Source organism: Allobosea sp. BH3, assembly GCF_025499465.1.
Lineage (GTDB): Bacteria > Pseudomonadota > Alphaproteobacteria > Rhizobiales > Beijerinckiaceae > Allobosea.
Window position 1 is genome coordinate 760,967 of the sequence record NZ_JAIMCA010000003.1, and the last position, 25,647, is coordinate 786,613.

The 25,647-nt window shown below is 65.9% G+C and carries 22 protein-coding genes and 2 pseudogenes; 8 read left to right on the forward strand and 16 right to left on the reverse strand.

What is annotated here, in order from left to right; all coding sequences use genetic code 11:
* Positions 1 to 20: 20 nt before the first annotated feature.
* The 5 genes from ppx to BoBH3_RS12490 all read right to left on the reverse strand — a co-directional run bounded on the left by ppx (position 21) and on the right by BoBH3_RS12490 (position 6,213).
* Positions 21 to 1,595, reverse strand: coding sequence for an exopolyphosphatase (ppx, locus tag BoBH3_RS12470; RefSeq protein WP_262331101.1), 1,575 nt, complete (start codon positions 1,593 to 1,595; stop codon positions 21 to 23).
* Positions 1,531 to 3,729: an RNA degradosome polyphosphate kinase gene (locus BoBH3_RS12475; RefSeq protein ID WP_262331102.1), complete on the reverse strand. Its 2,199-nt coding sequence runs from the start codon at positions 3,727 to 3,729 to the stop codon at positions 1,531 to 1,533. The genes ppx and BoBH3_RS12475 overlap by 65 nt, the downstream gene beginning before the upstream one ends.
* Positions 3,730 to 3,841: 112 nt before the next feature.
* Positions 3,842 to 4,555, reverse strand: a complete 714-nt coding sequence (locus BoBH3_RS12480; RefSeq protein ID WP_262331103.1) for an HdaA/DnaA family protein — start codon at positions 4,553 to 4,555, stop codon at positions 3,842 to 3,844.
* Positions 4,548 to 5,669, reverse strand: a complete 1,122-nt coding sequence (locus BoBH3_RS12485) for an AI-2E family transporter (RefSeq protein WP_262331104.1) — start codon at positions 5,667 to 5,669, stop codon at positions 4,548 to 4,550. Before BoBH3_RS12485 ends, BoBH3_RS12480 begins: the two co-directional genes overlap by 8 nt.
* Before the next feature lie 13 nt (positions 5,670 to 5,682).
* Complete coding sequence (locus BoBH3_RS12490) at positions 5,683 to 6,213, reverse strand: CDP-alcohol phosphatidyltransferase family protein (protein ID WP_262331105.1); 531 nt, start codon at positions 6,211 to 6,213, stop codon at positions 5,683 to 5,685.
* A gap of 144 nt (positions 6,214 to 6,357) precedes the next feature.
* Between BoBH3_RS12490 and purM the strand changes: the two genes are divergently transcribed.
* Together purM and purN are read left to right on the forward strand one after the other, a co-directional pair.
* Positions 6,358 to 7,431, forward strand: coding sequence for a phosphoribosylformylglycinamidine cyclo-ligase (gene purM / locus BoBH3_RS12495; RefSeq protein WP_262331106.1), 1,074 nt, complete (start codon positions 6,358 to 6,360; stop codon positions 7,429 to 7,431).
* Between the two features lie 2 nt (positions 7,432 to 7,433).
* Entirely contained in the window at positions 7,434 to 8,051 is a 618-nt protein-coding gene (gene purN / locus BoBH3_RS12500; RefSeq protein WP_262331107.1) for a phosphoribosylglycinamide formyltransferase, read from the forward strand.
* A gap of 86 nt (positions 8,052 to 8,137) precedes the next feature.
* On the opposite strand, the pseudogene BoBH3_RS12505 reads toward purN, so the two are convergent.
* Positions 8,138 to 8,806, reverse strand: a pseudogene (locus BoBH3_RS12505) (helix-turn-helix transcriptional regulator); the annotation flags it as partial.
* 218 nt (positions 8,807 to 9,024) lie between these two features.
* Entirely contained in the window at positions 9,025 to 9,555 is a 531-nt protein-coding gene (locus BoBH3_RS12510) for a hypothetical protein (protein ID WP_262331108.1), read from the reverse strand.
* A 93-nt stretch (positions 9,556 to 9,648) separates the two neighbouring features.
* Here BoBH3_RS12510 and BoBH3_RS12515 point away from each other — a divergent pair, with 93 nt between their 5' ends.
* On the forward strand, positions 9,649 to 10,494 hold the full coding sequence (locus tag BoBH3_RS12515) for a MipA/OmpV family protein (protein WP_262331109.1): 846 nt from the start codon (positions 9,649 to 9,651) through the stop codon (positions 10,492 to 10,494).
* Positions 10,495 to 10,608: 114 nt separating this feature from the next.
* Here the strand turns inward: BoBH3_RS12515 and ndk are convergent, their stop codons facing one another.
* Together ndk and BoBH3_RS12525 are read right to left on the reverse strand one after the other, a co-directional pair.
* Positions 10,609 to 11,031 carry a nucleoside-diphosphate kinase gene (gene ndk / locus BoBH3_RS12520; protein WP_262331110.1) on the reverse strand — a complete coding sequence of 141 codons (423 nt, stop codon included), beginning with the start codon at positions 11,029 to 11,031 and terminating at the stop codon, positions 10,609 to 10,611.
* 146 nt (positions 11,032 to 11,177) lie between these two features.
* On the reverse strand, positions 11,178 to 11,447 hold the full coding sequence (locus BoBH3_RS12525) for a sel1 repeat family protein (protein WP_262331111.1): 270 nt from the start codon (positions 11,445 to 11,447) through the stop codon (positions 11,178 to 11,180).
* A 351-nt stretch (positions 11,448 to 11,798) separates the two neighbouring features.
* On the opposite strand from BoBH3_RS12525, the gene BoBH3_RS12530 reads away from it, so the two are divergent.
* The gene (locus BoBH3_RS12530) at positions 11,799 to 12,176 is read left to right on the forward strand and encodes a DUF2147 domain-containing protein (RefSeq protein WP_262331112.1); all 378 of its coding nucleotides are present in this window, start codon (positions 11,799 to 11,801) and stop codon (positions 12,174 to 12,176) included.
* A 132-nt stretch (positions 12,177 to 12,308) separates the two neighbouring features.
* On the opposite strand, the gene BoBH3_RS12535 is transcribed toward BoBH3_RS12530, so the two are convergent.
* The 4 genes from BoBH3_RS12535 to gatB all read right to left on the reverse strand — a co-directional run bounded on the left by BoBH3_RS12535 (position 12,309) and on the right by gatB (position 15,643).
* Positions 12,309 to 13,016 (reverse strand): glutathione S-transferase N-terminal domain-containing protein, encoded by a 708-nt coding sequence (locus BoBH3_RS12535; protein ID WP_262331113.1) that lies wholly within the window; start codon positions 13,014 to 13,016, stop codon positions 12,309 to 12,311.
* A gap of 118 nt (positions 13,017 to 13,134) precedes the next feature.
* Positions 13,135 to 13,629: a GNAT family N-acetyltransferase gene (locus BoBH3_RS12540; RefSeq protein ID WP_262331114.1), complete on the reverse strand. Its 495-nt coding sequence runs from the start codon at positions 13,627 to 13,629 to the stop codon at positions 13,135 to 13,137.
* A gap of 21 nt (positions 13,630 to 13,650) precedes the next feature.
* Positions 13,651 to 14,157, reverse strand: coding sequence for a GNAT family N-acetyltransferase (locus BoBH3_RS12545; protein WP_262331115.1), 507 nt, complete (start codon positions 14,155 to 14,157; stop codon positions 13,651 to 13,653).
* Between the two features lie 4 nt (positions 14,158 to 14,161).
* Positions 14,162 to 15,643, reverse strand: coding sequence for an Asp-tRNA(Asn)/Glu-tRNA(Gln) amidotransferase subunit GatB (gatB, locus tag BoBH3_RS12550; protein ID WP_262331116.1), 1,482 nt, complete (start codon positions 15,641 to 15,643; stop codon positions 14,162 to 14,164).
* 303 nt (positions 15,644 to 15,946) lie between these two features.
* Here gatB and BoBH3_RS12555 point away from each other — a divergent pair, with 303 nt between their 5' ends.
* The gene (locus tag BoBH3_RS12555) at positions 15,947 to 17,101 is read left to right on the forward strand and encodes an efflux RND transporter periplasmic adaptor subunit (RefSeq protein WP_262331117.1); all 1,155 of its coding nucleotides are present in this window, start codon (positions 15,947 to 15,949) and stop codon (positions 17,099 to 17,101) included.
* 105 nt (positions 17,102 to 17,206) lie between these two features.
* Positions 17,207 to 20,401: an efflux RND transporter permease subunit gene (locus BoBH3_RS12560; RefSeq protein WP_262331118.1), complete on the forward strand. Its 3,195-nt coding sequence runs from the start codon at positions 17,207 to 17,209 to the stop codon at positions 20,399 to 20,401.
* Positions 20,402 to 20,472: 71 nt separating this feature from the next.
* Here BoBH3_RS12560 and gatA read toward each other — a convergent pair whose 3' ends face one another.
* From gatA to BoBH3_RS12575, 3 genes are all read right to left on the reverse strand, one after another.
* Positions 20,473 to 21,987 carry an Asp-tRNA(Asn)/Glu-tRNA(Gln) amidotransferase subunit GatA gene (gatA, locus tag BoBH3_RS12565; RefSeq protein WP_262331119.1) on the reverse strand — a complete coding sequence of 505 codons (1,515 nt, stop codon included), beginning with the start codon at positions 21,985 to 21,987 and terminating at the stop codon, positions 20,473 to 20,475.
* Between the two features lie 135 nt (positions 21,988 to 22,122).
* Positions 22,123 to 22,410, reverse strand: a complete 288-nt coding sequence (gatC, locus tag BoBH3_RS12570) for an Asp-tRNA(Asn)/Glu-tRNA(Gln) amidotransferase subunit GatC (RefSeq protein WP_262331120.1) — start codon at positions 22,408 to 22,410, stop codon at positions 22,123 to 22,125.
* Positions 22,411 to 22,588: 178 nt separating this feature from the next.
* Positions 22,589 to 23,287, reverse strand: a complete 699-nt coding sequence (locus BoBH3_RS12575; RefSeq protein WP_262331121.1) for a metal-dependent hydrolase — start codon at positions 23,285 to 23,287, stop codon at positions 22,589 to 22,591.
* A gap of 121 nt (positions 23,288 to 23,408) precedes the next feature.
* On the opposite strand from BoBH3_RS12575, the gene ade reads away from it, so the two are divergent.
* Both ade and BoBH3_RS24535 read left to right on the forward strand, forming a co-directional pair.
* Positions 23,409 to 25,109 carry an adenine deaminase gene (ade, locus tag BoBH3_RS12580; protein WP_262331122.1) on the forward strand — a complete coding sequence of 567 codons (1,701 nt, stop codon included), beginning with the start codon at positions 23,409 to 23,411 and terminating at the stop codon, positions 25,107 to 25,109.
* Between the two features lie 151 nt (positions 25,110 to 25,260).
* Positions 25,261 to 25,600: pseudogene (locus tag BoBH3_RS24535) on the forward strand (invasion associated locus B family protein); the annotation flags it as partial.
* Positions 25,601 to 25,647: the final 47 nt, after the last annotated feature.

Below are 25,647 nucleotides of genomic sequence, written 5' to 3' on the forward strand. Positions count from 1 at the left end.
CGACGGCGCGGCTATAGCCATCAAACCCGCCCGATCTCGAATTCCTTGTCGAGCAGCTTGGCGAGCTGCTTGAGCCGGCCCTCAACGCGGTCGCTGGCCAGAGGTGCAAGATCGTCCGGGAAACGCAGCCGAAGACGGTTGTCGACGCAGGCCGCCGGGATGCGTGGCAAGATGCCCGCCATGCCGGCCGAGAGCAGGTAGGCGACACGGAAGATCGCCGCGATCAGCGTCGCGCGAGCGAAGAGCGCGGGCGTAAGGAGCGTCTTCAGGCCGGCAGCAGCCGGGGAACTGGCCTTCAGCCCCGCATAGCGCAGGAAGATGGCCAGCGCCAGGAAGGCCCGTCCGACATGGTCGATGCCCGTGAAGTAGGCATGGGCGATCACGTTCATGCTCTGCTCGCCACGGTAATCCGGATGAGCGCGCCAGCCGATGTCGGAGAGCAGGCAGACCGCCTCGATCAGTCGGCCGGAAGGCTCGTCCTGCGAAAGTCCGGCGGTTTCGAGGATGCCGCGTGTCCATCCGATCAGGTCGGCGGCGTGGCGCGGGTCGCGGGCGCGCAGCAGGTTGTAGTCGCGTGCCGCCTGCAGCAGCGGGTCGGCGCCCTGCTCTTCCGATGAAAGCTGCTCGTGCAGCAGTCCCTCGCGCACGCCCTGCGCCGAGATGATGACGCCGCGCGGCCTGCCGCGTTTGATCAGCTCGTCGAGCACGAGCGCGCCATAGGCCAGTAATGGCCGGCGCGCCGAGGACACGGCGTCGATCGCATCGACAACCGAGGCGTCCGCCCGCTCGACCAGCTTGACGAAATCGGCGACGTCCCTGGAAGGCACGGTGTAGCCGTGCATCACGTTGAGCGGGTAGTCGGTTCGGCGCTGGTGCAGCGTCGCGAGCGCGCGCCAGGTCCCACCGACGGCGTAGAAATCGCGGCCGCGCATTGCAGCGACCTGCGGCAGCTTGTCGAGTTCGTCCCTGACGATTTTCTCGGCCGTCTTGAGCGAGCCCTTGGCTCGGTCGAGCAGGGCCAGGCCCCCGAGCGGCACGCTGGAGCCCTCCTCGACCGCGCCGTTCCTGACCGAGATCAACTCCAGGCTGCCGCCGCCAAGGTCGCCCACGACCCCGTCGGGATTGTCGAAGCCGGAAATGACGCCGAGCCCGGAGAGCACCGCCTCGCGCCCGCCGGAGATCAGCTCGATCGGCTGGCCGATCGCCTCCTCGGCACGGGCGATGAAAGCCGTCCCATTCTCGGCATATCGCGCAGCAGCGGTGGCGATGACGCGCAGCTCGCCGACATGCATCGCCTCACAGAGAATGCGGAAGCGCACCAGAGCGGCGATCGCCTTCTCGATGGCGTCTTCCGCGAGGCGGCCGGTCGAGGCGACCTGACGGCCGAGGCCGGCCATCTCCTTCTCGTTGAAGACCTGCGAGGGCGCCCGCGCCAGCATCTCGTAGACGACGAGGCGGACGGAGTTCGAGCCGATATCGACGATCGCAATCGTATCGGAAAGCGCCAGGCGCCCCGGCGCGTGCCTCAGCTCAGGCTTTCCGCCCTCCGCGACGCGAGAGGGAACGGGGACTAGAGTTGGAGAGCGATTTTCCACGTCCGGACAGACTCGGGTTCGTCATGAAGTACTTATGCGCGTTGAACGGCTCTTCGTTCGGCGCGGGGACAATGCGGCGTGAGCCGCCATCGGGCAATATCGTCCAGCTCTGCTCGTTGTCGAGGAGATTGGCCAGCATGATCTGATCGAGGAGCTGCTGATGCACAGTCGGATTCAGGATCGGCGTCAGCGCCTCGACGCGGCGGTCGAGGTTGCGCGGCATCAGATCGGCCGAGGAAATGTAGACCTTGGCCTTGGCTGACGGCAGGCCGTGGCCGGCGCCGAAGGCGTAGATGCGGGTATGCTCCAGGAAGCGGCCGATGATCGACTTGACGCGGATATTCTCCGACAGGCCGGGCACGCCGGGCCTGAGGCAGCAGATGCCGCGCACCACGAAGTCGATCTCGACGCCGGACTGGCTGGCGTCATAGAGCGCGTCGATGATCTCGGGGTCGACGAGCGAGTTGCACTTGCCCCAGATCGCGCCCTTGCGGCCGGCCCTGGCATGGGCGACCTCCTCGGCGATGTGGTCGAGCAGGCGCTGCTTCAGGTTCGTCGGCGAGACGGCCATGCGCTCGAGCCCGGCAGGCTCGGCATAGCCCGTGATGAAGTTGAAGATGCGCGCCACGTCCTGCGCGATCGCCGGATCGGCCGTGAAGAAGGAAACGTCGGTGTAGATCCGCGCCGTGATCGGGTGATAGTTGCCGGTCGCGATATGGCAGTAGGTGACGAGCTGGCCGGCCTCGCGGCGGACGACGAGCGACAGCTTGGCGTGGGTCTTGAGCTCTATGAAGCCGTAGACGACCTGGACGCCGGCCCGCTCCATCTCCTTGGCCCAGCGGATATTCGCTTCCTCGTCGAAGCGGGCCTTGAGCTCGACCAGCGCCGTCACGGACTTGCCGGCCTCGGCCGCCTCGGTCAGCGCCTTGACGATCGGCGAGTTGGCAGAGGTGCGGTAGAGCGTCTGCTTGATCGCGACGACATTGGGATCACGCGCCGCCTGCTGCAGGAACTGCACGACGACGTCGAAGCTCTCATAGGGGTGGTGGACGAGCAGGTCCTTCTGGCGGATCGCGGCGAAGCAGTCACCGCCATGCTCGCGGATGCGCTCCGGGAAACGGGCGTTGTAAGGCTTGAACTTCAGGTCAGGCCGGTCAACGCCGACGAGTTGCGAGAGTTCGTTCAACCCGATCATGCCATCGACCTCGACCACCTCGTCGAGGAGGTCGACCTTGAGCTCGCGCACGATCATCCGCCGCAGATGATCCGGCATGCCGGTCGAGACTTCGAGGCGGATCACAACGCCGAGCCGGCGCTGCTTCAGCATGGTCTCGAAGACACGGACCAGGTCCTCGGCCTCCTCCTCGATGTCGAGATCGGAGTCGCGGATGACACGGAAGGAGCCGGTGCCCTTCACCTCATAGCCAGGGAAGAGCTTGCTGATGAACAGCGAGACCGCATCCTCCAGCGTGATGCAGCGGTGCAGCCCCTCGCGGGCGAGGTCCGGCAGCTCGATGAAGCGGTCCATCTTGGCCGGCACGCGGATCAGCGCGTCGAGCTGGCGTCCGTCGCTCTTGCGCTCAAGCGCCAGCGCGACGGTGAAGCCGAGATTCGGGATGAAGGGGAATGGATGCGCCGGGTCGATCGCAAGCGGGGTCAGCACCGGGAAGACGTAGTTGAGGAAATAGTCCTCCAGCCAGACGCGGTCCTGCGGGCCGATATCGCCGGGCTGGAGCAGGTGGATGCGGTTCTCATGCAGGTCGTGGCGTAGTTCCGCCCAGCGCGCTTGCTGGTCGCCGGTGAGGGCCGCGACCGCCTTGCCGATGGCGACGAGCTGCTCGGCGGGCGTCAGACCATCCTGGCTCGGCGTGATCACACCGGCCTTGACCTGCTCGCGCAGGCCAGAGACGCGGACCATGAAGAACTCGTCGAGGTTGTTCGCCGAGATTGAGAGGAAGCGCAGCTGCTCCAGCAGCGGGTGGTTGCGGTTCGAGGCCTCCTCCATGACCCGGCGGTTGAACTGCAGCCAGGACAGCTCGCGGTTGACGAAGCGCTCGGGCATCTGGCGCAGCGCCGGCAGGCCGGAATCGTCGGAAGCCGCGTCCCGGGCATCCGCCGCGGAGTGGAGGTTCATGCGCTTCTTCCGTGTCCCGCTGGTCGCGTTGCTCATGCTCATCTGTTGAAGACACTCTAGCGTGACGGTTCGATGACGATAGACATATTCAACGCAGCGCGAGGCGCGGTGTTCAGCCCGGCTCCTCGGGGAAGAGCTCGGCCAGCACCTCCTGCACCAGCGGGCGGGTGACACGGCGGCCGCGCTCGAGCGCGACACGGTCGAGCCTGTCCACCACCTGCCGGGCGGCGGCGAAGGAGCGCTCCATCCGGAGCGCGAGCGCATCGATCACTGCGGTGTCGACCACGAGCTGCCGGTCGATGAAGAGCTTGACGAGAACGGCGCGCAGCAGCGCGTCGTCGGGCGGCTCGATCGTCGCGGCGGGGGCGAGCCTCAACCGCGAAAGGAGGTCCGGCACGGCCAGGCCCCAGAGATCAGGCGGCCGGCGCGCCGTCAGCAGGAGAGAGCCGCCGCGGGCCTTGATCGCGTTCATCAGGTGGAACAACGCCGGTTCGTCGAGGGGGCCGGCATCGCAATCCTCGATCACGAGCGCGCCGCCCGATACCAGATGCGGCACCTTGTCCTCGTTCAACTCGGAGGCGGAGAGCGTCCAGGCATGGGCGGTGCGAGCCCAGATGGCGGCGAGATGCGTCTTGCCCGCGCCTTCCGGCCCGGTCAGCCGCAGCCAGGCTTCCGGCCATGCGGGCCAGCGCTCGATAAGCCCGTAGGCCGCCTCGTTCGAGGCGCCGACGAGGAAGTCCTCGACGCCGTGGCGGCTGTCGACCGGCAGATCGAATGCGAGCTGGCGCGGGCGTTGCGGAATCTCTGGCACGGGCCGATCAGGCATCGGAGCCGCGGCGCGACCTGGTCTTCGCCTTGCTCTCAGCCACCGGCGCCGGGGCGTTGCCGTGGTAGAGGCGGCTGGCCAGATACTGCCTGAGCATGAAGCGGCTGAGCACACCGATGACGGCCGCGAGCGGCACCGCCAGCAGGAGCCCGACGAAGCCGAAGAGCGAGCCGAAGGCGAGCAGCGCGAACATCAGCCAGACCGGGTGCACGCCGATCGAGTCGCCGACGAACTTCGGCTGGAAGATGTTCCCCTCCAGGAACTGCCCGGCGAAGAAGACGCCGAGCGTCGCCAGGGGCCAGGTCCAGTCCGGCCAGAATTGCACGGTGGCGACGCCGACCGAGAGCACCAGGCCGGTCAGCGAGCCGACATAGGGAATGAAGGAGAGGAAACCAGAAATGATGCCGATCAGCGCGCCGAAATTGACGCCGATCATGCTCAGACCGATCGCATAGAAGGTGCCGAGCAGCAGGCAGACCAGCGCCTGCCCGCGCAGGAAACCGGCGATTGCCACGTCCATCTCGCGGGCAAGGCCGCGGATGGTTTCGCGGTGGTCGCGCGGCAGCCAGCTATCGACCGTCGCAATCATCCGGTCCCAGTCGACCAGGAGATAGAAGGCGATGACCGGCGTCAGCACCAGCAGCGAGAACACGCCGACGATCGCCGTTCCGCCAGTCCAGAGCGACTGAAGCAGGCCGCCGACCCATTTCGTCGCCTGGCCCACGAGGTCGCCGAGCGAGCTCTGCGCCTGCTTGGCGAGCTCGCCGCCGCCGAAGCGCTCGAGCCAGGGGGCGCCCCTTTCGAGCACGAGCGACTGCAGCTTCGCCGCATCTTCGGGCAGCCGCGCGACCAGGCCAGCAAGCTGCTGGCCGAGCAGTGGCATCAGCAGCACCAGCGCCAGTACGAAGAGGAACAGGAAAATAATGAGGATGACGATCGTCGCCGTCAGCCGGTTCATGCCGATGCGTTCCAGCCGGTCGGCGAGCGGATCGAGCAGATAGGCCAGAGCAAGCGCCGCGATGAAGGGCAGCAGCACATCCCGCAGCAGCACGAGCATCAGCACGAAGACGAGAAGGGAGCCGAGCCAAAAGCCGATCTGGCGTTGCAGGGTCATCGATCAGCCTCTTTCAGCCCGCCATATGCCGCAGCCAGAAGGCGAGATAGGCCGTCATCGAGGCGAGCGTCAACAGCGCGACGACGACCTCCCCGACCGCCAGACTCAAGCCCGGATCGACGCCGAAGGCGCGCGAGCCCAGCGCCAGCGCCGCGAAAGCGATCTGCGCCGCGGTGTTCAGCTTGCTGACCAGAAAAGGCGCAATCGTGACGGGCCGGGCCAGCAGCCAGGACAGAAGCACCGCCGCAACAATCATCAGGTCCCGCGCAACGACGAGGATCACCAGCCAGACTGGCACCGCCCCGACGAGCGCAAGCGTGATGTAGATCGAGACGATCAGCGCCTTGTCGGCGATCGGATCGAGATAGGCGCCGAGTTCGCTCGCCATGCCGCAGTTGCGGGCGAGATAGCCGTCGACGGCATCCGAGACGCCGGCCGCGACGAAGATGATGAAGGCCGCGTCCCAGCGCTCATTGACGATCATGACGATCACCAGCGGCACCAGGAAGAGCCGGCCGACCGTGATCAGGTTGGGGATCGTCATTCACAATGCCTGGCGGATCGCGACATAAGACGACGCTAAGGTCGGCGCCGGTGGATCGGCAAGAGCGAAAACGGCGATACGCCTTGCCAGCCGCGGCGCGCTTGCCTATCGCTCGCCCGGAACATCAAGGAAGGCCAGAACCCTATGAGCAAGCCCGGCGCAAACGGACTGACCTATGCGCAGGCGGGTGTCGACATCGACGCCGGCAACGCCATGGTCGACGAGATCAAGCCACTGGTGCGCGCGACGCGCAGGCCCGGGGCGGATGCCGAGATCGGCGGCTTCGGCGGGCTTTTCGACCTCAAGGCGGCCGGCTTCAAGGACCCGATCCTCGTCGCCGCCAATGACGGCGTCGGCACCAAGGTGAAGATCGCGATCGAGAGCGGGCTGCATTCCACCATCGGCATCGATCTGGTGGCGATGTGCGTCAACGACCTCATCGTCCAGGGCGCCGAGCCCCTGCTCTTCCTCGACTATTACGCCACCGGCAAGCTCGATCCGAAGGTCGGCGTCGAGATCGTGCGCGGCATCGCCGATGGCTGCCGGCAGGCCGGCTGCGCGCTGATCGGCGGCGAGACGGCCGAGATGCCCGGCATGTATGCCGAGAAGGATTATGATCTGGCTGGCTTTGCGGTCGGCGCGGCCGAACGCGGCACGCTGTTGCCGCGAGAGGACCTGAAGCCGGGCGACGTGGTGTTTGGCCTGCCCTCCTCCGGTGTTCATTCCAACGGCTATTCGCTGGTGCGCCGCATTGTGGCCCTGAGCGGGCTCGGCTGGGACGCACCAGCCCCGTTCGCTACAGCCAAGAGCCTCGCCGAGGCGCTGCTGGAGCCGACCCGGATCTATGTGAAGCCGCTTCTGCAGGCGCTGAAGGCCACGGACGGCATCAAGGCGCTGGCGCATATCACCGGCGGCGGCTTCCCCGACAACATCCCGCGTGTGCTGCCCGAGGGGCTCGGCGTGGCTCTGGACCTGCCGGCGATCCCCGTGCCGCCTGTCTTCGGCTGGCTTGCAAAGGTCGGCGGCGTCGCCGAGCGGGAGATGCTGCGCACCTTCAACTGCGGCATCGGCATGATCGTCGCCGCGGATGCAGCCAAGGCCGACGACGTACTGGCCGCGCTGAAGGCTGTCGGCGAGGCTCCGGTCAAGCTCGGCGAAATCGTGCCGGCTGCGAAAGACGAAGAGCCCGTCAGCTATCGCGGCAAGCTCTCGCTGTGAGCATGACGGGCCCGCGCAAGCGCGTCGGAGTGCTGATCTCCGGCCGCGGCTCCAACATGGTCTCGCTCGCGGAAGCTGCGAGAGCGGCGGATTATCCGGCCGAGCTTTCGCTGGTCGTTTCCAATATTCCCGATGTCGCCGGGCTCGAACGGGCGCGGAACTTCGGCATCGCTGCGGCAACGGTCGATCACCGCGCCTTCGGTAAGGATCGCGAGGCATTCGAGCGGGCGGTGGATGAAGTTCTGCGGGTCAACCAGATCGATCTGGTCGTTCTCGCGGGCTTCATGCGCATCCTCACACCCTGGTTCGTGAAGCGCTGGGAAGGGCGGATGATCAACATCCATCCGTCGCTGCTGCCGCTGTTCAAGGGCACGCATACGCACCGACAGGCGCTGGAGGCCGGTGTCACAGAGCATGGCTGCTCGGCTCATTTCGTCGTCCCGGAACTCGATGCCGGCCCGGTGATCCTGCAGGCGAAGGTGCCGGTGCTGCCGGGCGACGACGAGGACAGGCTGGCGGCGCGCGTCCTCGTCGAGGAGCACAAGCTCTATCCGGCCGCGCTGGCCGAGGTGGCCTCCGGCCGCGCCAGGCTCGTGGACGGCGCCGTCATCCGAAGCTGAGCCTCGTCCGGGCGATTGTCCGCGGACACATCCCCGCCACCCTCGCGCTTGCAGCGGTCCCATTCCTCACGGGCCTGCTGCTCCTCCTTCTGCCAGCGGCGGAAGAGATCTGCGCGGCGGGCGGGATAGCGCTCCTCCAGCGCGTTGAGGCCGGTGATGCGGTCGGTGCGAAAATGGCGGAAGGCCTGCCTCAGCTCGCACCAGGCGATGACGACGCGCACGCGCTCGTAGAAGGTCATGCCGATCGGCCAGATCATGCGCTGCGTCGCCTGCCCGCTCTCGTCGCTGTATTCGATCGACAGTTTGCGGCCATTGCGGATGGCCGCGCGCACGGCGGCAATGTCGACGCGGTCCACCGGCAGATCGCCCGGGTAGGAGGCCGCAAAGAGGGCGCCGTCGAGCAGCACCGGCCTAAGATGCGCCGGCAGCACGGCGGCGATCTTGCTGACCACATCCTCGGCCGCGCGGGCGAGTGTCGGATCGGCGCGGTCGCTCAGCCAGCGCATCCCAACCAGGACGGCCTCGATCTCGTCAGGAGAGAGCATCAACGGCGGCAGGTCGAAACCGGCGTCGAGAACATAGCCAATGCCGGCCTCTCCGCGCACGGGCACGCCCTGGCGCACTAGCGCGCCGATGTCGCGGTAAACTGTGCGAACGGAGACATCGAGCTCGGAGGCCAACGTCTCTGCCGTGACGGGGCGCCTGCGGCGACGCAGGCTCTGAATCATATCGAGCAACCGTTCGGCGCGCTGCATGGCGTCGTCTCCTCACCCGCCTTCCGACCTACGGCCAGAATGAACGGGCGCGGTGACAGGTTCTGTCAGGAGCGTGTCAGGAGCAAGGCTAAGATGGAGAGGACGTGAAACCAGCGCACCGTCATGCTCGGGCTTGACCCGAGCATCTCGAAAACCGGTGCCTTCTTGTCCTGAGATCCTGGGGTCTGCGCTTCGCCCGAGAATGACGGCTGCTCAGCTCAGAACGGCCGCTTCAGCTTGCACTGGTCGATGAAGCCCAAGCCCTTCTCACGCGCGGAGTCGTTGAAGTAGCCCGTGTCGCGGAAGGCCTGGATCTCGTCCTTGGTCATGGCGCTGACCGTGCCCTTGGCGTAGCAGGAGCACGGCGAGTGGACGGCCTCCTGGGTGGTGTTCAGCAGGCGCGACTGCGTGATCAGGCAGGCATCGAAAGCGCGCAGCTGAATCCGATAGGGTGAGAGATTCTTTGCGGTGGGGTCCGGCGGCGGGAGAGCGGTCGAGCTGCTTGCGGCATAGGCCGAGACGCTCGCCATCATCGACAATCCACCGGCCAGAATGACCGCACACATGCGCCGCATCGCCATGATTTCCGCCTGCCCTTCGAAAACAGCCGCGCGCGCGAAAATGCTCGCCCGACGCTGTTTTCCGCATGAAGCCAGTGCCATCCCAACGTCAAGTGCCGAGACCGTGACCGGCACCGGTTTTCGAGCGTCGTGCCTTCCCTGTGACAATTGCGAATCGCGCTGGTGCAACGCATCATCAACGCTAACTCGACATTAATCCCCCGCCCTCAGACTGCAGGCATCCGTTTCGTTGCGGGCGCCTTTGCGCCGGAGTTCTGGACTATGCGTTGCGTTGCCTATCTGACGGCCTTGGCGATCTGCCTCTCATTCTCGCTGACGGGTCGCGCCGAAGCGCAATCGAGCGATTATTCGACGCTCACCTCGCCCCAATCGGCTCAGAACTGGTATCTGACGCTCGGCGCCGGCGTGCGCTATCAACCGGATTACACTGGCTCGGATGACTACGTCTTCCGCGCACGGCCGATCATCTCGCTGGGCAGGGGCCTGAAGAGCACATGGTGGAGCGCCGAGGACGACGCGATGCTGAGCATCGGCGTCTTCTCCGGCCAGGGCTGGCGCATCGGTTTCTCGGGCGATCTGCTCTGGAAGCGCAACGCCAAGGTCAACCAGGCGCTCGTCGTCGTGCCGGAAACCAAGTTCGGGGCCGAGGCCGGCGCCTTCGTCGAGTTCTACCCGACATCCTGGCTGCGGGGCCGCGTCGACCTGCGCCGCGGCATCGCCGCCCATGACGGCGTCGTGGCAGACCTGAAGCTCGATGCCTTCACCAATATCGGCGCCTGGACGCTCGGCGTCGGCCCGCGCATGCGGGTGACCTCGGCCGATTATGTGCGAACCTATTTCGGCACCTATGGCGCAATGCCTGGCACGGGCGGCGTGCTGCAGCGCTTCAACACCGGCGTTCACACGCTCGGAGCACTGGCACAGGCGACCTATCACTGGTCGGACAACCTGAAGACCACGGCCTATGTCGAGTACAAGCGCCTCGTCGGCGATGCCACGCGTTCCCCGATCGTCAGGCCGTACGGCTCGCGCGACTCGATCACGGTCGGCCTCTCGGCGAGCTACTCCTTTGATACCGGGTCCAACTACTCGCTGGGCGGGCTCTGAACGACTGCAACACTGTGGCCGGGCCTTCTCCGGCCGTAGCGAGAGCAGGCAAAAAAGAAAAGGCGGGCCGGAAACCGGCCCGCCTTTTCTTTTGAATCGAGCTGGCGGCTGGGATCAGCCGACGATCTCGTTGCCGGCGAAGAACTGGGCGATCTCGACCGCCGCCGTCTCCGGAGCGTCCGAGCCGTGCACCGTGTTCTCGCCGACCGAGAGGGCGAAGAGCTTGCGGACGGTGCCCTCGGCGGCGTTGGCCGGGTTGGTGGCGCCCATGACCTCACGATACTTGGCGATGGCGTCCTCGCCCTCGAGGACCTGCACGACGACGGGGCCGGAGGTCATGAACTCGACGAGTTCGCCAAAGAAGGGCCGCGCCGAATGGACGGCGTAGAAGGTCTCGGCCTGGGCCTTCGTCATCTGGATGCGCTTCTGCGCGACGATGCGCAGGCCAGCCTTCTCGATGACCGCGTTGACCGCACCCGTGAGGTTGCGCTTCGTCGCGTCGGGCTTGAGGATGGAGAAGGTGCGCTGGACAGCCATCGAATGATCCTTGGAGGTGTTCTGTCAGGAAAGGTGGCGCGCTTATAGCGACCCCCTCCCCGCCTCACAAGGCTCGTCGGCCCGAGCATCAGCCCGAAACGTGGAATCCGGTTCTCGGGAAAAGCAGATGCGAAATATGAACTTCGTCAGTGCCGCGTCAGGAAGGCGCGGGCCTCGCGCAGCGCCTCGGCGATCTCGTCGCGGCTCATCTCCAGCGCCAGCTCCTGCCGATGCGCCGCTGCACGGACACAACCACGAGCCTGAGCGACATTGAACCACTTCTGCGCGGCAACCAGATCGACCGTCCCTGCGCGTCCCGAGGCATGCATCAGGCCGAGCTCGTAATAGGCCTCGGCGGAAGCTTCCGCCGGAATGACCAGAGAAGCCGGAACCGCACTCATCTCCATACGCGCCATGTCGAAATCCCCTGTTTCTGTCCTGTGGGGCCACCATTCAAGGCCGGCCTGATGGGGTGAGACTGGGCGGCCGCCACTGAAAGCGATGCTAAAATTCGCGATGAATCGAGTCTCAACGAGACCTGATTAGATGATTAAGGTAACGGGTCGTTCATCTCAGAATCGCGAAATCGATAGTCATTTCAGTGACCTGAACAGGGTTACCGAGATCTTCGATTGACACTGGATTCACCTTACGTCGCGGAAGGGTCTCAACCGCTTGTCCCTGCGGCAACTTGGAAAGGCGCAAGCACGGCGATATGGTTCAGATATGAACCATGCAGCATAGCTGGCCGAAAGAGGGAGGATCGGATGCATTTCTGGAACAGATCCGGCTGCGCCGCGCTGGCCTTGCTGGCCGGCATCGCGACGGCGAGCGCACAGGAGGTAGCCGGGGTCTGGGAGCGCGAGACCGGCGCCTCGCGCGTGCGCTTCGCCAAATGCGGCGAAGCGCTGTGCGGGACGATCGCCTGGCTCAAGGATGCGAACGGCCCTGCCAAGCTCGGCCAGCGCATCTTCTACGACATGAAGCCGAATGGCGGCGGCAAGTGGAGCGGCAGCGCCTTCAATCCGGAGGATGGCAAGACCTATTCCGGCACGATGACGCTCTCGGGCGAGACGCTGACCACTGCCGGCTGCATCCTGGGCGGGCTGATCTGCCGCTCGGTGAAGTGGTCGCGAAGCAACTGATTAGCCGCAGTGGGCCGTCACGGTCGGGCTTGTCCCGACCACTTACGTCTTCGCCTGACCGATCGCATGAGGAGCCCTAGACGTGGATGCTCGCCACAAGGGCGAGCATGACGATGGAGTTCCGTCAGCGCCTCACCTTGCCCTTTGGCCGAAGAGGATCGCCTTTTCCTCCGGCGTGCTGATGCCGGCGGGGTTGCGCAGTTCCTCGCCGATTTTGACACCACGCAGCACGGCGGGGCGCGCCATCATGGTCTCGATCCAGCGACCGACATTGGGAAACTGCTTGATGTCCTGGCCCTGCCGCTCCCAGCCGCGGGCCCAGCCGATACAGGCCATGTCGGCGATAGAATAGTCACCGCAGATATAGTCCCGGCCTTCGAGGCGCTTGTTCAGCACGCCATAGAGGCGGTTGGCCTCGTTGGTATAGCGGTCGATGGCGTAGGGAATCTTCTCTGGCGCATAGAGACGGAAGTGATGCGTCTGGCCGAGCATCGGGCCGAAGCCGCCCATCTGCCAGAACAGCCATTCGTCGACGGCGACGCGGCCGCGCTCATCCTGCGGATAGAACTTGCCGGTCTTGCGTCCAAGATACTGCAGGATCGCACCGGATTCGAAGATCGAGATCGGCTTGCCGTCCGGCCCTTCATGATCGACGATCGCCGGCATGCGGTTGTTGGGTGAGATGGCGAGGAAGTCCGGCTTGAACTGGTCGCCCTTGCCGATGTTCACCGGGATGACGGTGTAAGGCAGCCCGCATTCCTCGAGCATGATGGTGATCTTGAAGCCGTTCGGCGTCGGCCAGTAATAGAGGTCGATCGGCTTGGCGGGGACCTGGGACATCGGCGTTCTCCTCGCGGATTGGCGGTTCGTCACAGACTTAAGGCCCTTGGATGACGGCCGGAAGGGCTGCGGCCTGCCTCAGGCGCGGCCGCGCCATGCCGCCGCTGCGTGGAACCCCTCAGTCGTCGAGCGCCTTCTTGAAGCCTTCGTGACTCTGGTCGAAGCCGAGCCTGCGGTAGAAGCGGTGAGCGTCCTCGCGGCTCTTGTTCGAGGTGAGCTCGACGAGCCCGACGGCGTTTTTGCTGGCGAAGGCGAGCGCGTGCTCGATCATCAGAGCGCCGATGCCGAGACCGCGACATTCCGGCGCGACATGCACGCTCTCGATCTTGGCACGCTTGCGCCCGCGCGCGGCGAGGCCTGGGATCAGCGTGACCTGGAAGGTGCCGACCACCTCGCCTGCCCGCTCGGCGACGAAGAGCGCATTGGCCGGGCTCGCCTCGACCTCGGCGAAGGCCTCCGCATAAGCCGGATGCCGGGCCTCGGCCGCAACCTCTTCCAGCGTCATGGTCTGCGTCGCAGCACCGAGCATGATGAGTTCAGCAATGCGGGCGGCGTCCTCGGGCCGGGCGCTGCGGATCGCGATCTCTACGGGTGCGACGGGTTCTCGGGACATCGTCTCAGGCTTTCGGCTCGCTCACTCGACGAAGAGGCGCTTCGCCATCAGCAGCGTATTGGGTGTGTCGTCGCGCCCGTCGAAACGGGCCTGGCGCTGCAGGAAGAAGCCCATGCGCTCGTAGAAGGCGATGGCCGCCTCGTTCTGGCTCTCGACCTCGAGCCGGGCCACCGGCGCCTTCGGGAAGCAGGCCAGCGCCACCTGCAGCAGCGTGCGTCCGATGCCGGCGCCCTGCCAGGCCGGGAGGACGTAAAGCCGCGTCAGCAGGGCAGCGCCGTCGCGCTCCGGCCGGGCCGAGGCCGTGGCGACGATCTCCTCGCCGATCAGCGCAACGAGGAAGACGCCCTCGTCGCGGCCGAGCTGGCTGTGCAGGTTCTCAGGCGAATGCCAGGCATTGGCGATCTCGGCGACGCGCTGCCAGCCATAGATCCCGTCATAGGTATGGTGCCAGGTCTCGACCAGAAGCGCCCTCGCCGCCGGGATATCGGCGGCTTCGGCGTCGCGGATGACGAGATTGGCCGGTGTCACATGCTCACTCGATGCCGAGCTTCTTCTTCAGGATCTCGTTGAGCGCCTGCGGGTTGGCCTTGCCGCCCGAGGCCTTCATCGCCTGGCCGACGAACCAGCCGAGCATGGTCGGCTTGGCCTTGACCTGCTCGACCTTGTCGGGGTTCGCCGCGATGATTTCGTCGACCGCCTTCTCGATGGCGCCGGTGTCGGTGACCTGCTTCATGCCGCGGGCCTCGACGATCTCGCGCGGATCGCCGCCTTCGGTCCAGATGATCTCGAAGAGGTCCTTCGCGATCTTGCCAGAGATGACGCCCTCGCCGATCAGGTCGACGAGCCCGCCCAGCTGCGCGGCCGAGACCGGCGATGCCGTAACGTCCTGGCCTTCCTTGTTGAGGCGGCCGAACAGCTCGTTGATCACCCAGTTCGCAGCGGCCTTGCCGTCACGCCCCTTGGCGACGAGTTCGAAATAATCGGCCTGATCCCGCTCGGCGACCAGCACCGAGGCGTCATAGGGCGACAGCCCGTATTCGGCGATGAAGCGGGCCTTCTTGGCGTCCGGCAGTTCCGGCAGCGCGCCCTTCAGCGAATCGACGAAAGCCTCGTCGAATTCGAGCGGCAGCAAGTCGGGATCGGGGAAGTAGCGATAGTCATGCGCCTCTTCCTTGGAGCGCATCGAGCGCGTCTCACCCTTGCCCGGGTCGTAGAGACGCGTCTCCTGATCGATCGTGCCGCCATCCTCGATGATGCCGATCTGGCGGCGCGCCTCGACATCGACGGCCTGGCCGATGAAGCGGATCGAGTTGACGTTCTTGATCTCGCAGCGGGTGCCGAGCGCATCACCCGGCTTGCGCACCGAGACGTTCACGTCCGCGCGCAGATTGCCCTTCTCCATGTCGCCGTCGCAGGTCCCGAGATAGCGCAGGATGGTGCGCAGCTTCGAGACATAGGCTTTCGCCTCGTCGGCCGAGCGCAGGTCCGGCTTCGAGACGATCTCCATCAGCGCGACGCCCGAGCGGTTCAGGTCGACGAAGCTCATGGTCGGATGCTGGTCGTGGATCGACTTGCCGGCATCCTGCTCCAGATGGAGGCGCTCGATGCCGACGGTGATCTGCTCGGTCGGCGACAAATCGACCACGATCTCGCCCTCGCCCACGATCGGGCTCTTGTACTGACTGATCTGGTAACCCTGCGGCAGATCGGGATAGAAATAGTTCTTGCGGTCGAAGACCGAACGATTGTTGATCTGCGCGTTGAGGCCGAGACCTGTGCGCACCGCCTGGCGGACGCATTCGGCGTTGATGACCGGCAGCATGCCGGGCATCGCGGCATCGACGAGGCTGACATGCTCGTTCGGCTCGGCGCCGAAGCCGGTCGAGGCCCCGGAGAACAGCTTGGCGTTGGAGGTGACCTGGGCATGGATTTCCATGCCGATCACCACTTCCCAGTCTCCGGTCGCGCCCTTGATCAGCTTCTTCGGATCGGCGGGGCGGGCATGCGCGTTCATCTGCGGTCTTCCGGCTGAAATTCGTAGCCTACGCGTTACGATGTCGGCGGGCAGGCGGCAAGGGGCGCGAGCGCGGCAAGGGCGCTGCTCGCCCCTCGCATGGGGACGCAGGCCGGAAAGTCGCTGTGACGGCGCCTTTCGTTGCGCTCCTGCAACCTGATGACGCAATTGTGGCCTATGCGGCACAAGATCGTGGTTTTTGACGGGTGATGGATATTGACATTCGTCACTCTCTGTTTCAATTGCGCCCAAGGCCGCGAAACCGTCATGGTTGACGCCAGCCTACCCATTCGGAGTTCCCTCATGTCACGCAGCCGTTCCATCGGCCTGGTGCTCGCCGCCGTTTTCGCATCGACTGGCCTTCCGGCCTCCGATGCGTCGGCCCAGGGCGCCCCGCCGGCTCCTCCGGTTCAGGTCGCGAGCCCGCTCGCCAAGCGGATCACCCACTGGGACGAGTATACCGGCCGCTTCGAGGCGAGCGACCAGGTCGAGGTGCGCGCCCGCGTCTCCGGCTTCATCGACAGCGTGCATTTCGCGGACGGCAAGCTGGTGCAGAAGGGCGACCTGCTCTTCACCATCGACCAGCGCCCCTACAGGCTGGCTGTCGACGTGGCGCGCGCCGAGGTCGCCCGTGCCAAGGCCCAGGTCGAACTGGCGCAGAACGAGGTCGACCGCGCCGAGGGCCTGACCCAGAACCGCACCATCACCGCGCGCGACGTCGACCAGCGCCGCGCCAACCTCAACAGCGCCGTCGGCTCGCAGCAGGGCGCGGAGGCCAATCTCAAGAACGCCGAGCTCAACCTCGAATGGACCGAGGTGCGCGCGCCGCTGGCCGGTCGCATCTCGAACCGCCGCGTCGATCCCGGCAACCTGATCGCCGGCGGCCAGTCCGGCGCGACGCTGCTCACCACCATCGTCGCGGTCGATCCGATCTACTTCACCTTCGACGTCTCGGAGGCCGACTTCCTGCGCTATTCCCGTCTGGCGAGCCTGCGCGAGAACAGCGGCGGCGAAGCTGGCACGCCGGTTGAGGTGCGCCTCTCCGACGAGACGAAATGGGGCCGCCGCGGCAAGGTCAACTTCGTGGACAACGCGGTCAACGCCCGCTCGGCCACGATCCGCGGCCGCGCCGTCTTCGAGAACAAGGACCAGTTCCTGACGCCGGGCGTCTTCGGCCGCCTGCGCTTCTTTGCCGGCGAAGGCGACGCGCTCCTGGTGCCCGACACGGTCATCTCCTCGGACCAGGCCAACAAGGTCGTCATGACTGTCGGCCCGGAGAACAAGGTGGTGCCGAAGCGGGTCGAGCTCGGTCCTATCAGCGAAGGGCTGCGCGTCATCCGCTCGGGCCTGACCGTCCAGGACAAGGTCATCATCGGCGGCACAGCCAATCCGATGGTGCGCCCCGGCGTCGCGGTCACGCCGCAGCCGGGCGAGATCAAGGTCGCGACGACCAACTAGCGGCTCCGGCGCCGGCTCCCCCGCGGGCCGGCGCCTTGGACGCGATACCACATCAGGGGCGCCCATCGGGGCGCCTGCCCGCCTTTTCCGGACAGGACATCTTCCATGTTCCGCTTCGCCCATTTCTTCATCGACCGGCCGATCTTCGCCACCGTGCTCTCGGTGCTGCTGACAATCGCCGGCGCTATCGCCCAGCGTTCGCTGCCGATCGCCGAATATCCCGAGATCGCGCCGCCGACGGTGTCGATCCGCGCCACCTATCCGGGCGCCTCGGCCGAAACCGTCGCGGCCACGGTCGCGACGCCGATCGAGCAGGAGGTCAACGGCGTCGACGACATGCTCTACATCACCTCGCAATCGACCGGCGACGGCGTGGTGACGATCAACGTCGTGTTCAAGGCCGGCGTCGACATCGACCAGGCGCAGGTGCTGGTGCAGAACCGCGTTTCGCAGGCTGAGCCGCGCCTGCCGCAAGACGTGCGCGCGCTCGGCATCCAGGTGCGCAAGGCCTCGCCCGACTTCCTGATGGTCATCAACATGATCTCGCCGGACGGGTCCCGCGACGCGCAGTACATCTCCAACTACGCCTCGCTCTATGTGAAGGACGTACTGACCCGCATCGACGGCGTCGGCGACGTGCAGGTCTTCGGCGCCCGCGACTTCTCGATGCGCATCTGGCTCGATCCGGCCAAGGTCGCATCGCGCAACCTGACGGCGACGGACGTCATCACCGCGTTGCGCGCCGCGAACGTCCAGGTGGCCGCCGGTGCACTGAACCAGCCGCCGGCCAAGTCGAACGAGGCCTTCCAGCTTGCGGTCAACACGCTTGGCCGCCTGACCGAGGTCTCGGAGTTCGAAAACATCGTGGTGCGCGCCGACGCCGATGGCGGCACCATCCGGGTGCGCGACATCGCGCGCGTCGAGCTCGGCTCTCAGGACTACACGACCAACGCCTATCTCGATAACAAGACCACCGTCGCCATCGGTGTCTTCCAGAGGCCGGGCTCGAACGCGCTCTCGACCTCGGACGCGATCCTCTCGCGCATGAACACGATGGCGAAGGATTTCCCGCCGGGGCTCGAGCACCGCATCATCTACAATCCGACCGAGTTCATCGGCGAATCGGTCAAGGCGGTGGTCAGCACGCTGCTCGAGGCGGTGGTCCTCGTCGTGATCGTGGTGATCCTGTTCCTGCAGACCTGGCGGGCCGCGATCATCCCGATCGTCGCGATCCCGGTCTCGCTGGTCGGCACCTTCCTGATCATGAGTGCCGTCGGCATCTCGTTCAACACGATCTCGCTGCTGGCGCTGGTGCTGGCAATCGGCATCGTCGTCGACGACGCGATCGTCGTCGTCGAGAACGTGGAACGCTATCTGGCGCAGGGCATGACGCCCAAGGAAGCCGCCCACAAGACGATGGACGAAGTCGGCGGCGCGCTGCTCGCCATCGCGCTCGTGCTCTGCGCGGTGTTCATTCCGACCGCCTTCATCAGTGGCCTGCAGGGCACCTTCTACCAGCAGTTCGCCGTCACCATCGCGGCCTCGACAGCGATCTCCTGCTTCGTATCGCTGACACTGTCGCCGGCCATGTCGGCGATCCTGCTGAAGCCGCACCGGGCTCATGACGCCCCGCAGCCGCGCGGCATCATCCATTCTCTCGGCGCACCGCTGCGCTGGTTCTTCCATTACTTCAACGCCGGCTTCGACTGGCTCTCGAACACCTATGGCAGGGTGACCTCGCGGCTGATCAGGCTCGCGGTGATCCTGCTCATCGTCTACGCCGGGCTGATCGCTCTTACGGCCCAGCGGATCAACAATACGCCGACCGGCCTCGTGCCCCAGCTCGACCGCGGTTACTTCATCATCGCCATGCAGCTCCCGGCCGGAGCGACGCTTGCGCGCACCGACGAGGCGCTGCGCAAGGCGAACGACATCTTGCTGTCGCGGCCGGGCGTGGCGCATACCGTCGCCTTCGCCGGCCTGGACGGCGCGACCTTCACCATCGCGCCCAACGCCGGCGTCGCCTTCGTCACGCTCGCGCCTTTCGCCGAGCGCGAGAAGCAGGGCCTGACGACCGACGGCATCCTGAACGACCTGCGCCAACAGATGTTCGGGGTGACGGAAGCCTTCACGCTCGCCATCCCGCCGCCGGCCGTGCCCGGCATCGGCACCGGCGGCGGCCTGAAGGGCTATGTGCAGGATCGCGGCGGGCGCGGGCTTGCGGCGCTCGAAGGTGCGGCCTGGATCGTTGCCGGCTCCGCCGGGCAGGTTCCGGGCATCCAGCAGCCCTTCACGCTGTTCTCGACCAAGACGCCGCAGATCTATGCCGACATCGACCGCACCAAGGCTGAGATGCTCGGCGTGCCGGTCACGCGCATCTTCGAGACGCTGTCGATCTATATGGGCTCCGCCTATGTGAACGACTTCAACCTGCTCGGCCGCACCTACCGCGTCACCGCGCAGGCGGACAACCCGTTCCGCCTGACCACACGCGATGTCGCCAACCTCAAGACCCGCAACGCGGACGGCGAGATGGTGCCTATCGGCTCGGTCGCGTCCTTCGAGAACACCACCGGTGCCTATCGCGTGCCGCGCTACAATCTCTACCCGGCGGCCGAGGTACAGCTCTCGATGGCGCGCGGCTATTCAACGGGCCAGGGCATCGCGGCGATCGAGCAGATCGCCGAGCAGCGCCTGCCGGCCGGCTTCGGCTTCGAATGGACCGAGATCGCGCTGCAGGAGAAGCTCGCGGGCAACACGGCGACGATCGCCTTCGGCCTGGCCGTGGTCTTCGTCTTCCTGCTGCTGGCAGCACTCTATGAGAGCTGGCTCCTGCCGCTGGCGGTCATCCTGATCGTGCCGATGTGTATCCTGGCCGCGATGTTCGGCGTGAACTATGCGGGGCTCGACCGCAACATCCTGGTCGATATCGGCCTGGTGGTGCTCGTCGGCCTCGCCGCCAAGAACGCGATCCTGATCGTGGAGTTCGCCAAGCAGGCGGAGGACGAGGGCATGAACCGGCGCGACGCGGCCATTGCCGCCGCCCGCACCCGCCTGCGGCCGATCCTGATGACGTCGATGGCCTTCATCCTCGGCGTGCTGCCGTTGACCGTCTCGGTCGGCGCCGGCGCCGAGATGCGCCAGGCGATGGGCATCGCGGTGTTCTCGGGCATGCTGGGCGTGACCATCTTCGGCCTGATCTTCACGCCGGTGTTCTACGTGATGGTGCGCTGGCTGGCCGATCTGCGCGGGAACCGCCGCAAGGCGCTGGCGGCCCAGGCGACCCATACGGCGCACTGATCCCGCGCCGCTCCTCTCAAATGAAAAGGGCCGCTTGCGCGGCCCTTTTTTGTATCTCGCTGCGATGTGGCTTAGCCCCACCACTTCTCCGTCACGGGGAAGCGGCCGGCGGCCTGCTCGATGACCTCGCCGAGCGAGAACAGCGTCTCCTCGTCGAAGGGGCGGCCGATGAGCTGGAGGCCGAGCGGCAGGCCCTGGGCATCCAGACCGGCCGGAACGGCAATGCCGGGCAGGCCCGCCATGTTCACCGTCACGGTGAAGACGTCGTTGAGATACATCTCGACCGGATCGGCCGAGCCCTTCTCGCCGATGCCGAAGGCCGCGGACGGCGTCGCAGGCGTCAGCACCGCGTCGATGCCGGCGGCGTAGACCGTTTCGAAATCGCGCTTGATCAGCGTGCGGACCTTCTGGGCGCGCAGATAATAGGCGTCGTAGTAGCCGGCCGAGAGCACATAGGTGCCGATCATGATGCGGCGCTTGACCTCGGCGCCGAAACCGGCGGCGCGGGTCTTCTCGTACATCTCGACGATGTCCTTGCCCTGCTCGCGCAGGCCGTAGCGGACGCCATCATAGCGGGCGAGGTTCGAAGACGCCTCAGCGGGCGCGACGATGTAATAGGCCGGCAGGGCGTATTTGGTATGCGGCAGCGAGATCTCGACGATCTCGGCGCCGGCGGCCTTCAGCCAGTCGATGCCCTTCTGCCAGAGCGCGTCGATCTCGGGGTTCAGCCCCTCCAGACGATATTCCTTCGGAATGCCGATCTTCATGCCCTTCACCGAGCGGCCGACGGCCTGCTCGTAATCCGGCACCGGCGCATCGACCGATGTGGTGTCCTTCGGGTCATGCCCGGCCATGGAGCGCAGCATCGCGGCGCAGTCGCGCACCGTCTTGCCGATCGGCCCGGCCTGATCGAGCGACGAGGCGAAGGCAACGATGCCCCAGCGCGAGCAGCGGCCATAGGTCGGCTTGATGCCCACCGTGCCCGTGAAGGCAGCGGGCTGGCGGATCGAGCCGCCGGTATCCGTCGCGGTCGCGGCGAGGCAGAGACCGGCGGCGACAGCCGAGGCCGAGCCGCCGGAGGAGCCGCCCGGCACGAGATGATTGCCCTCTACGCCGCCGCCCTGCCCGGCCGACACGTTGGAGCCCTTCCGACGCCACGGATTGACGACGTTGCCGAAGGCGCTGGTCTCGTTCGACGAGCCCATGGCGAACTCGTCATTGTTGAGCTTGCCGAGCATCACCGCGCCGTCGCGCCAGAGCTGGCTGGAGACGGTCGATTCATAGGGCGGCACGAAATTGCCGAGGATCTTCGAGCATGCGGTGGTGCGCACGCCTTCCGTGGCGAAGAGATCCTTGATGCCGAGCGGCAGGCCCTCGAGCGGGCGGGCCTCGCCCTTGGCCAGCTTCTCATCGGAGGCGGCGGCCTGCTTTAGCGCATGGTCGGGGGTTTCGAGCACATACGCGTTGAGCGCCCGCCCCTTCTCGACGGCGGCGATATGGGCCTTCGTCAGCTCGGTGGCGGAGAAACTCTTGGTCTTCAGGCCGTCGCGGGCCTCGGTCAGCGTCAGGCGGGTGAGATCGGTCACGATGGTTATCCGAATGAACTTGTCGGGAGAACCGTCATTGCGAGGAGCGCAGCGACGAAGCAATCCAGGAGCGGCAGCGCTCGACGTCCCCCTGGATTGCTTCGCTTCGCTCGCAATGACAGAGGACGATGCACGCTACTCGATGACTTTGGGCACCATGAAATAATCGTCCTCGGAGGCCGGGGCGTTGGCGATGATCTCGTCGGCGATTTCGCCGTCGTTGACCACGTCCTCGCGCTGCTTCATCGCCATCGGCATCACCGAGGTCATCGGCTCGACGCCATCGACATTCACCTCGCCCAGTTGCTCTACGAAGCCGAGGATGGCGTTGATCTCGCCTTGCAGCTTGGGCAGGTCGGCCTCCGGAACGGCGATGCGCGCGAGATGCGCGACGCGTTTGACGGTGGCGAGATCGACCGACATGGCGGACTCCTGAATAAGGCGCGGATCACGCGCCGAGAAAGCTTCGCCGCGCTATAGCAGATGGCGGCGCGTAAGTAAGGGCCAAGACCAAGCGCGGCATGGTCGGGATTGACCCGACCATCTCCCTTCCAGAGGTTCGCGGCTCTCCGCTCCGCTTCGGCCGAGAATGACGGCAGGCTCAGACCGCGAAGGCCTCGCCCTTCTTCGGCACCACCGCTTCGATGCCGCTCCCCTTCAGCCCGGCGACGAAGGCGTCGGCGTTCTGGTCGATCAGCGGGAAGGTGCCGTAATGGCTCGGGATCGCGACCTTCGGCTTGACGAAACGGGTCATGGCGAGCGCGGCGACCTTGCCGCCCATGGTGAAGCGGTCTCCGACCGGGCAGATGCAGATCTCGACGCCGTGGATTTCGGCGAGCAGCGCCATGTCGGAGAAGATGTCGGTATCGCCCATATGCCAGAGCGTCTTCTCGCCCCCGGCCTTGATGATCGCGCCATTGGCGTTGCCGACCGGCACGTTGACACCGCCTTCGCCCATGCCGGCCGAATGGTCGGCGCGGACCAGCGTGACGCTGAACGGACCGAGATCGACGGTGCCGCCGGTGTTCATCGGCTGGAAGCTCTTCAGCCCCTGCGAGGCGAGATGCATGGCGAGGTCGTAATTGGTGATGACCGTCGCGCCGGTCTTCTCAGCGATGGCGAGCGTGTCGCCGACATGGTCGCCATGACCATGGGTGACGACGATATGGCTGACGCCGCTGGAGATCCCCGCGACATCGCCCTCGAACGCCGGATTCCCTGTGAAGAACGGGTCGATCAGGATCGCGGCGCCTCCGATATCGAGGCGGAAGGCGGAATGGCCGTACCAGGTGAGCTTCATGCGGGAACTCCGGGCGTTCGCAGTGCCGGCCCCTTCTAGGCCGATCCGTGCCACCGACCAAGTCGACAAGCCGACAGGAGCCATGCAGGTTGCCCGCAAGCCAACTTCACGGAATCGCCCCATGACCGATGCCGCCACTCTCGCCCGCCGGATCGCCCAGGGGCATGGCGACGAGCCGGCCGATCTCGTCATCAAGGGCGCCCGGCTGCTCGATTTTGTCACCGGCGCGCTCGTCGAGAGCGACATCGCCATCTGCGGCGACACGATCGTCGGGACCTACGGCACCTACCAAGGCAAACGCGTCCTCGATGCCAAGGGGCTGATCGCCGTGCCGGGGTTTATCGACACGCATCTGCACATCGAATCCTCGCTGGTGACGCCGTTCGAATTCGAGCGCTGCGTGCTGCCGCACGGCGTCACCACCGCGATCTGCGATCCGCACGAGATCGCCAATGTGCTGGGCGCGGAAGGGATCCGCTATTTTCTCGCCTGCGCCCAGGCGATGCGGATGGATCTGCGCGTCAACCTGTCGAGCTGCGTGCCGGCGACGCATCTTGAGACTGCAGGCGCAGTGCTGGAAGCCGGCGACCTGACGGCGCTGATGGACCATCCGAAGGTCATCGGGCTGGCCGAGTTCATGAACTTCCCCGGCGTGATCCATCGCGATCCCGCCTGCCTCGCCAAGCTGGAGGCTTTCTCCCACCGTCATATCGACGGCCATGCGCCGCTGGTGCGAGGCCTCGACCTCAACGCCTATCTCGCCGCCGGCATCCGCACCGACCATGAGACGACGACGGCGGACGAAGCCCGCGAGAAGCTCGCTAAGGGCATGGCGATCCTGATTCGAGAGGGCTCGGTCTCGAAGGATTTGCATGCGCTGATCCCGCTGATCTCGCGCGATGCCTCGCCCTTCCTTGCCTTCTGCACCGATGACCGCAACCCGCTCGATATCGGCGAGGAAGGCCATCTCGACTACATGATCCGCACGGCCATCGCCCATGGCGCGGACGTGCTCGCGACCTATCGCATCGCCTCGCATTCGGCGGCGCGGAATTTCGGCCTGTTCGACCGTGGCTTCATCGGACCGGGCAAACGCGCCGACATCGTGCTGCTCGAGGACCTCGCCGCCTGCTCGGTGAAGCAGGTCCTGACCGGCGGCAGGCTGGTCGAGGAGGCGCTGTTTGTGGATCGAGCGACCATCCCTGCGGTCGGGCACGGCAGCGTGAAATGCCAGCCCGTCACGCCGGAGGCCTTCCACGCGAAGGCGCGCGAAGGCGAGACGCCCGTGATCGGCGTGGTGCCGGGCCGGATCATCACCGAGCGGCTGTCGATGCCCCTGCCCTCCCGCGACGGCTTCGCCCTGCCCGACCTGGCGCAGGATGCGGTCAAGGTCACGGTGATCGAGCGGCATGGCAAGAACGGCGGCATCGCGACCGGCTTCGTCCATGGCTTTGGCATGAAGCGCGGCGCCATCGCCTCCTCGGTCGGGCATGACAGCCACAATCTCTGCGTGGTCGGCGTCGATGACGCGGCGATGGCGGCCGCCGCCAACCGCCTGATCGAGATCGGCGGCGGCTTCGCCGTGGCCGAGGGCGATAGGGTGACGGCGGAACTGGCACTGCCCGTCGCCGGGCTGATGAGCGAGCAGCCCTTCGAGACGGTGCGGCACGATCTGGAGAGCCTGCGCGCCGCGGCAAAGGCGCTCGGCGTCGTGCTGGCCGAGCCCTTCCTGCAAGTCGCCTTCCTGACCCTGCCGGTGATCCCGCACCTCAAGATCACCGACAAGGGGCTGGTCGATGTGGACCGGTTCGATTTCGTGTGAGGTTGTGAGGGTGAGTCAGGTTGTGAAGCGAAAGGTGGGGCGTCTGCAATGAATCGGAAGCCGACGTCCACCAAAGCAGCCCAATCTGGCCGGATCGCGCCAGGAGCAGACTCTGGCGGCCTACCCGAGAGCGGACGTACCCGAGCTGAACATCACGCGCTGCGCGCTCTCGCAAAGTCAGACTCAACAAAGCGGCCAGCGTGTTCTGACAATCGAGATCAACGCGCCGATTGCCAATAAGGCTGCTTGCGTCATCGTGTTGCCGTTCGGCTTGGCTCTCGCTTCTGGCGCAGGGCTTCAGATCGAAGACAGATCGGTAGGACAAGCACTTCCCTTCCGGACATGCCTGCCAATCGGCCCTCGTACCGGTGAGTTTTGATGCGCCTACCCTCGCACTGCTGCGTGCTGGCGGAGTGCTTAAGGTGAAGACCGTCGCAGACGGCGGTCAGGAGGCATCATTTTCCATCTCTCTCAAGGGATTTGCTCCCGCCTTCGACAGGGTAACCGCACTCGCCAGCGCCGTCTGCCTCGCTGCAAG

Coding starts and splice junctions, on each gene's coding strand:
- BoBH3_RS12475 (WP_262331102.1), bottom strand. CDS start 3,729: ATGAACCTCCACTCCGCGGCGGATGCCCGGGACGCGGCTTCCGACGAT.
- BoBH3_RS12480 (WP_262331103.1), bottom strand. CDS start 4,555: ATGCCTGATCGGCCCGTGCCAGAGATTCCGCAACGCCCGCGCCAGCTC.
- BoBH3_RS12485 (WP_262331104.1), bottom strand. CDS start 5,669: ATGACCCTGCAACGCCAGATCGGCTTTTGGCTCGGCTCCCTTCTCGTC.
- BoBH3_RS12490 (WP_262331105.1), bottom strand. CDS start 6,213: ATGACGATCCCCAACCTGATCACGGTCGGCCGGCTCTTCCTGGTGCCG.
- purM (WP_262331106.1), top strand. CDS start 6,358: ATGAGCAAGCCCGGCGCAAACGGACTGACCTATGCGCAGGCGGGTGTC.
- purN (WP_262331107.1), top strand. CDS start 7,434: ATGACGGGCCCGCGCAAGCGCGTCGGAGTGCTGATCTCCGGCCGCGGC.
- BoBH3_RS12515 (WP_262331109.1), top strand. CDS start 9,649: ATGCGTTGCGTTGCCTATCTGACGGCCTTGGCGATCTGCCTCTCATTC.
- ndk (WP_262331110.1), bottom strand. CDS start 11,031: ATGGCTGTCCAGCGCACCTTCTCCATCCTCAAGCCCGACGCGACGAAG.
- BoBH3_RS12525 (WP_262331111.1), bottom strand. CDS start 11,447: ATGGCGCGTATGGAGATGAGTGCGGTTCCGGCTTCTCTGGTCATTCCG.
- BoBH3_RS12530 (WP_262331112.1), top strand. CDS start 11,799: ATGCATTTCTGGAACAGATCCGGCTGCGCCGCGCTGGCCTTGCTGGCC.
- BoBH3_RS12535 (WP_262331113.1), bottom strand. CDS start 13,016: ATGTCCCAGGTCCCCGCCAAGCCGATCGACCTCTATTACTGGCCGACG.
- BoBH3_RS12540 (WP_262331114.1), bottom strand. CDS start 13,629: ATGTCCCGAGAACCCGTCGCACCCGTAGAGATCGCGATCCGCAGCGCC.
- gatB (WP_262331116.1), bottom strand. CDS start 15,643: ATGAACGCGCATGCCCGCCCCGCCGATCCGAAGAAGCTGATCAAGGGC.
- BoBH3_RS12555 (WP_262331117.1), top strand. CDS start 15,947: ATGTCACGCAGCCGTTCCATCGGCCTGGTGCTCGCCGCCGTTTTCGCA.
- BoBH3_RS12560 (WP_262331118.1), top strand. CDS start 17,207: ATGTTCCGCTTCGCCCATTTCTTCATCGACCGGCCGATCTTCGCCACC.
- gatC (WP_262331120.1), bottom strand. CDS start 22,410: ATGTCGGTCGATCTCGCCACCGTCAAACGCGTCGCGCATCTCGCGCGC.
- BoBH3_RS12575 (WP_262331121.1), bottom strand. CDS start 23,287: ATGAAGCTCACCTGGTACGGCCATTCCGCCTTCCGCCTCGATATCGGA.
- ade (WP_262331122.1), top strand. CDS start 23,409: ATGACCGATGCCGCCACTCTCGCCCGCCGGATCGCCCAGGGGCATGGC.